The following is a 4868-nucleotide window of genomic DNA, read 5'->3' on the forward strand; positions in this document are numbered from 1 at the left end:
CAGTTCTACTGTCCGCCAGCGTGCACATCTCGTGACCGCCAGCGTTCAGTTCTTGTTGTCCCTTGACACATCATGAACCGTCCCGGGTTTCATGCCGTCTTCGTGTTGGCGGCGTCGCCGGTTGGTGAGCCGGTGTGGTGATCGTAGTAGCGCTGTTCGAACTCTTCTGGCGTGGCGAGGTCGAGCAGGCTGTGTAGGCGGTGGTTGTTGTACCAGTCGACGTAGTTCATGGTCAGGGCTTCGACGTCGGCCAGGGTGCGTAGCGGGCCGGTCCGGAAGGGTGATCCGGTGGCGATGGCTTCGTTCTTGAACAGGCCCATGAATGACTCGGCGACGGCGTTGTCGTAGGCGTCGCCGACCGAGCCGATCGAGGCCGACAACCCCTGCAGCGCCAGGGTTTCGGTGAACCGGATGGACGTGTACTGACTGCCCGCGTCGGAGTGGTGGATCATCCCGGCGGGCACCGGTCGGCCGGTGTGATCACGACGCCACAGCGCCATCGACAGACACGCCTCGACGAACGCGACGTCTTTCGTTGCTGCGGCTGACCAGCCCACGATCGCGCGCGAGTAGAGGTCGATCGCGAACGCCACGTAGACGAACCCGGACCAGGTTGCGACGTAGGTGAAGTCGGTGACCCAGGCCCGGTTCGGTGAGCTGGTGCGGAAGTCGCGGTTGAGCAGGTCACCGGCGCGCACGCCGTCTTTGCCGGCGATGGTGGTGCGGATCTTGCGGCCGCGGATCAGGCCCCGCATGCGCTCTTGGCGCATCAGCCGGTCGACCGTGTGCTTCGAGACGCCCTCGTGCCCACTGCGTCGCAGCCAGGCGGTCATCTTGCGGCGGCCGTAGAGGATCTCAGGCAACGGCCCGCCCGTCGAGCTGCCGGTGCGCAGCGATCGCAGCGTGTCGACAATGCCGGCGTCGGTGACCGTCCGCGCCGCGGGCGGGGTGGTGCGCCAGGACCGGTAGGTGCGTGGGGCGACCTGCACGCCCTGCTCACGCAGGACGGCGCAGATCGACTCGACCCCATGACCAGCAGCGCGCTGCTCGTCGATGAACCGGGCGATCAACGGTGGCGAGGGTCGAGTTCCCTCGCGAAGAAAATCGAGGCCGCCTTCAAGATCTCGTTGGCCTCACGAAGGTCGGCGTTCTCCTTCTTCAACCGCTTGATCTCGGCCAACTCCTCACTCGTGGGCCCGGGACGGGCGCCGGCATCGGTCTGGGCCCGCACGACCCACTTACGCAGCGTCTCCGGACCGACCCCGAGCTTGGGTCCCAACGCCTGCGCGACCTTCCACGCCGAGCCGTATTCATCGAGTCGATCAAGAGCCATCCGGGTCGCGCGTTCCCGCTGCTCGGCGGGGTACCTGTTGGGCATGATCTGCATCCTTCGCAAGAAGCGAAGCGGCATCAAACCCGGGACGGTTCATCACGATCGGCATCACCGCGGCGACATACCACGACGTTGACAACATGCTGTCCTCGATACGGATCGCCAACGTCAATGCGCTTGGCTGCGCGAGCAAGCTCGGGGCAGCCACTAACACGACGCGAGGCCCGTCTGACGTTCTCGTTCCAGACCACCCGGCAGCCGTGGTGCGTTGCGGGTACGGCGGACGTAACGCCTCTCAACTACTCGTCGGCAGCTACCTGCTCAATCCGCCGCAAACGGACCGGCTGGCGACGGCACTCAACAGGCTCGTCCCGGACCCGTGCAAGTGCGTTCATGGGGGTACTGCGGCTCCGAACCACGACGAAGTTCTGTACTTCTACTTTTCGGACGCGACAGTGCTTCGGGTCAATGGGGCAATAGGGGCCAACCTCGACAGCTACTCCAACCGAAAGCGAACCGTCGCCAATTACAGCAGTTCTATCGCCGAACTACTCGCTGAACTAACCAGCCAACGTTAGGAATCAAAGGTGACTGGAGTTCCAACCAATGCGGCCCAACTTGGTTCCACCCGCGGACGGAGCCACGTTTAACGCGGCATGAAAGTGCGGTCGCGCTCAACGCGGGAGGAGAGCGCGGCGGTCCGGTCTCTGCGGGATCAGCCTAGGTGTGGAGGCGGGTTGTCGTCGCGGTTCGGCTCCCACCCCTGTAGCCGAATCACGCCAAGCCCGTTGTTGCTGCTGACGTATTCGACCCAGATCGTGATCAGACGTCCCTGCGCTCGTTCTTGGGCCCACGCGAGCACGTCAGGGGCGTCGGCTCCGCTGAGTCGCCACTGTTCGGACGTCCACCCAGCTTCCCGGTTCTCAGATGCGCGTCGCCAGAAGGAGACCCGATAGGCGGACTCGTCTACTTCCCACCGCGTATCGCGCGGGTCGACATGTTCGGCGTCCACTGTCACAACGTACGGTCAAGGCCACCCACGCAGGACTGCGACGCGGCATGATCGGTTGCGCGCTGCAGCTTTGCAGCGCTAACCGGCGATCACTGTGCTTCGCTAACGACGATCCACTCGTCTGCGGCCTTCCGGACGGCGGTCGATGCGGCGAAGGGTTCGACCTGTACGTGGCTTCGATGACCTGCGACGCTCGTGATCTCGACGCGCTGTGACTTCTTGTCGCTCCCGCCCAGCAGGGCCTGAACGCTGTGCCGCCCAGCCGCGATGTCCAGCTCTGTCGCGTCGCCGTAACCGAGTTCGGCAACGCGGTGGCCGTCAACCTCAACCAGGTACTTGCGCAGGAGATCGTCAGCGCTCGCTAGTGGGCGGCTAACGAGCAGCAGCGCACCCGGACCGTTCCACTCGCGAGCTGCTAGTCGTACACCGGCATCTCCTGCCCGCAGCCGAATGACGACGCGGAGCGCGCCCGCAACTAGGGGTGTCGCGAGTGCGAACGAAAGAATGGCGAACGGTAGGACGTGTTGCGCCAGGAGGTAGTACAAACCCAGGACGATAAGCACGGCAGCACCACCGAGCGCGCCGAGCAGAGTGCGCCGCAGCCCGTAGGACAACCCTGGGTCTCCTTCCCTCAGGCGTCACGACGCAGCGAACGATGCCAGAGCTCACCTGCCAGCTCACGCAGGCATCAGCTTCTTCGCAGCGCACCAGCGATCAACGCGGCAGGAGAGCGCGGCAGCGCTCAACGCGGCAGGAGAGCGCGGCAGCGGTCCGCACTAGAGCAGACGAAACAGGCAGGCGACGGCTACGAAAGCGACGCCTCCGGCTGCTAGAGCCAAGGCGCCTATACGGGGTCCGTGGCGTAGATCGCGCCACGGAGGTAGTGCGGTCGCTGCGGTCACTCCTGCGGCGGCTTCGACCACGCAAAATGTCATGACCCATGTGGTCGTAGAACCTGACCAAAGGAGGTTACACGCAAGCCAAACTTCAGGTCCGAGCAAGATCATGCCTGCAAAGCGCGGATCACGAACCCGGTCCCGCGCCGACCACCTCGGGCCGGCTTCGGAACTCACGGTGCGATTGTTACACGAGCGCAGTAGCGCTCAACGCGGCATTTGCGATTGAAGGCAGGTGGCAACATCGGTTCGTGGATGCACACGGTAGGGGCGCAGATCCGTTCCATGCCTCGCACGAATCCGGGGTGCCCGGTCCTGACACGCCTGCCTACGAGTTCGAGCAGGTTCAGTGGGCCGGTCCCTCCGCTGTGATGCTGCAGGCGTTGCGGCTGGTTCAGCAGGATCTCGACACGGTGGGGTTGGAGCGCATCCGGCTGAGCTTTGCGGTCGCGGGCGGCAGCGACGAGTACCCCATCGTGAACGTGCAATGGAGGGGTACGTGGACCAGCGATTCGATCGACCTGGACGCCACTGATCTCGCCGGGGTCACGGCCGACGTTGCCGCACAGATGGCTCAAGGCCTGATCGAGCTCGAGGGCATCTACATGCCGACCTGCCCTGATCACAACAATTGGGCATCGGCCGGCGTGAGCATTGGGGGCTCAGCCGTCTGGGCGTGCAACAAACAGGGCGTCACGCCCCACGTGCTCGCCGCGGTCGGAGAACTCGATCTCATCCGAACGCCTCGCCACCGCATCGCACCGCTGTGGCGCAACTTGGCTGAACTCGGACCTCCCTGAGCCACCTCACGGCAGGCGGCCGGCGCCGCGAGCAGGCGCCGACCGACATGAGCGCGGTGGCGCTCAACGCGGCATGGGAGCGCGATGGTCACGCTAGCCGCGCGCTGGACCCCCGCAGTAATGGATGTGTTCCCCGCGACGCATCGCCTTGCGAGTCCGGCGCTGCCACTTGGCGTAACGCTTGCCGAAGGGGATCGACACGCGGCCCAATGCCTGGGCAGCCTCGAAGTAGTACGGCGCCTCAGACGAATCGGCCGCTTCACGAAGCATCTCGCACAAGTGGACGCTGGCGACGGTGCCCTGAAGGTCGTACACCTTCGCGTGATCGGTCACCGCCGCGAGCAGCTTGTCGGGCTCCACGGCGTCGAAGATGCGACCCAGAGCTAGGAAATATCGATTCGACCCGTCATCCATCGAGAGACGAACAGCCACTACATGATCCACGTCCATGAGTATCCGTGACCTGCACTGTGCGGTCTCATCCGATCCGTGTGCGGCATGAGCGCGGAGCGCTCAACGCGGCGGAACTGTACGGGCCCCAAGATCTCATCCAACGGTTGCCACCCACATGGTCAACTAGCATCGGCCCATGAAGCGGGTGTGGGCATGGTTCCTCGCGGACATCCGCGGTGATAACCGCAATCCGCGCCGCGCGAGGCTGGAGAGCCTCGAGGAACGAGCGCCTACTGCGGGCCTCGTCCTGGTAGTCATCGTCGGCTCGGTCGCGTGGTTCTCAGACCTGTTCGTCGACGAGTCAGGCGTGACGAACGTGGGAGCCTGACCCGGTTCTCCGGACACAATCGGTGTGCTGATCATGCCGCGGCGCA

Annotated in this window: 5 protein-coding genes and 1 other annotated feature; of the genes, 2 read left to right on the top strand and 3 right to left on the bottom strand. The window is 64.6% G+C overall.

All coding sequences use genetic code 11. The features are described from left to right. Window positions 1-89: 89 nt before the first annotated feature. Both ACFFC4_RS22015 and ACFFC4_RS22020 read right to left on the bottom strand, forming a co-directional pair. Window positions 90-1378 (bottom strand): IS3 family transposase gene (locus ACFFC4_RS22015; protein ID WP_375504877.1). Its coding sequence is split into 2 segments (ribosomal slippage): window positions 90-1105 and window positions 1105-1378, totalling 1290 coding nucleotides; the frame shifts between segments, so codons are not numbered across the junction. Next, window positions 975-1109, bottom strand: a sequence feature (AL1L pseudoknot). It overlaps the preceding gene by 135 nt. A gap of 1056 nt (window positions 1379-2434) precedes the next feature. Further along, window positions 2435-2959, bottom strand: a complete 525-nt coding sequence (locus tag ACFFC4_RS22020; RefSeq protein ID WP_375504879.1) for a hypothetical protein — start codon at window positions 2957-2959, stop codon at window positions 2435-2437. A gap of 653 nt (window positions 2960-3612) precedes the next feature. On the opposite strand from ACFFC4_RS22020, the gene ACFFC4_RS22025 reads away from it, so the two are divergent. Beyond that, complete coding sequence (locus tag ACFFC4_RS22025; protein ID WP_375504880.1) at window positions 3613-4041, top strand: hypothetical protein; 429 nt, start codon at window positions 3613-3615, stop codon at window positions 4039-4041. 93 nt (window positions 4042-4134) lie between these two features. On the opposite strand, the gene ACFFC4_RS22030 is transcribed toward ACFFC4_RS22025, so the two are convergent. Beyond that, window positions 4135-4491 (bottom strand): hypothetical protein, encoded by a 357-nt coding sequence (locus ACFFC4_RS22030; RefSeq protein ID WP_375504882.1) that lies wholly within the window; start codon window positions 4489-4491, stop codon window positions 4135-4137. A gap of 139 nt (window positions 4492-4630) precedes the next feature. Here ACFFC4_RS22030 and ACFFC4_RS22035 point away from each other — a divergent pair, with 139 nt between their 5' ends. Further along, complete coding sequence (locus ACFFC4_RS22035) at window positions 4631-4822, top strand: hypothetical protein (RefSeq protein WP_375504884.1); 192 nt, start codon at window positions 4631-4633, stop codon at window positions 4820-4822. Window positions 4823-4868 lie beyond the last annotated feature (46 nt).

The sequence above is a fragment of the uncultured Jatrophihabitans sp. genome, from assembly GCF_964244045.1.
Lineage (GTDB): Bacteria > Actinomycetota > Actinomycetes > Mycobacteriales > Jatrophihabitantaceae > Jatrophihabitans.

What these genes read in the sequence shown, in the direction of transcription:
- ACFFC4_RS22035 (WP_375504884.1), top strand. Translation starts at nt 4,631, where the DNA reads ATGAAGCGGGTGTGGGCATGGTTCCTCGCGGACATCCGCGGTGATAAC.
- ACFFC4_RS22025 (WP_375504880.1), top strand. Translation starts at nt 3,613, where the DNA reads ATGCTGCAGGCGTTGCGGCTGGTTCAGCAGGATCTCGACACGGTGGGG.
- ACFFC4_RS22030 (WP_375504882.1), bottom strand. Translation starts at nt 4,491, where the DNA reads ATGGACGTGGATCATGTAGTGGCTGTTCGTCTCTCGATGGATGACGGG.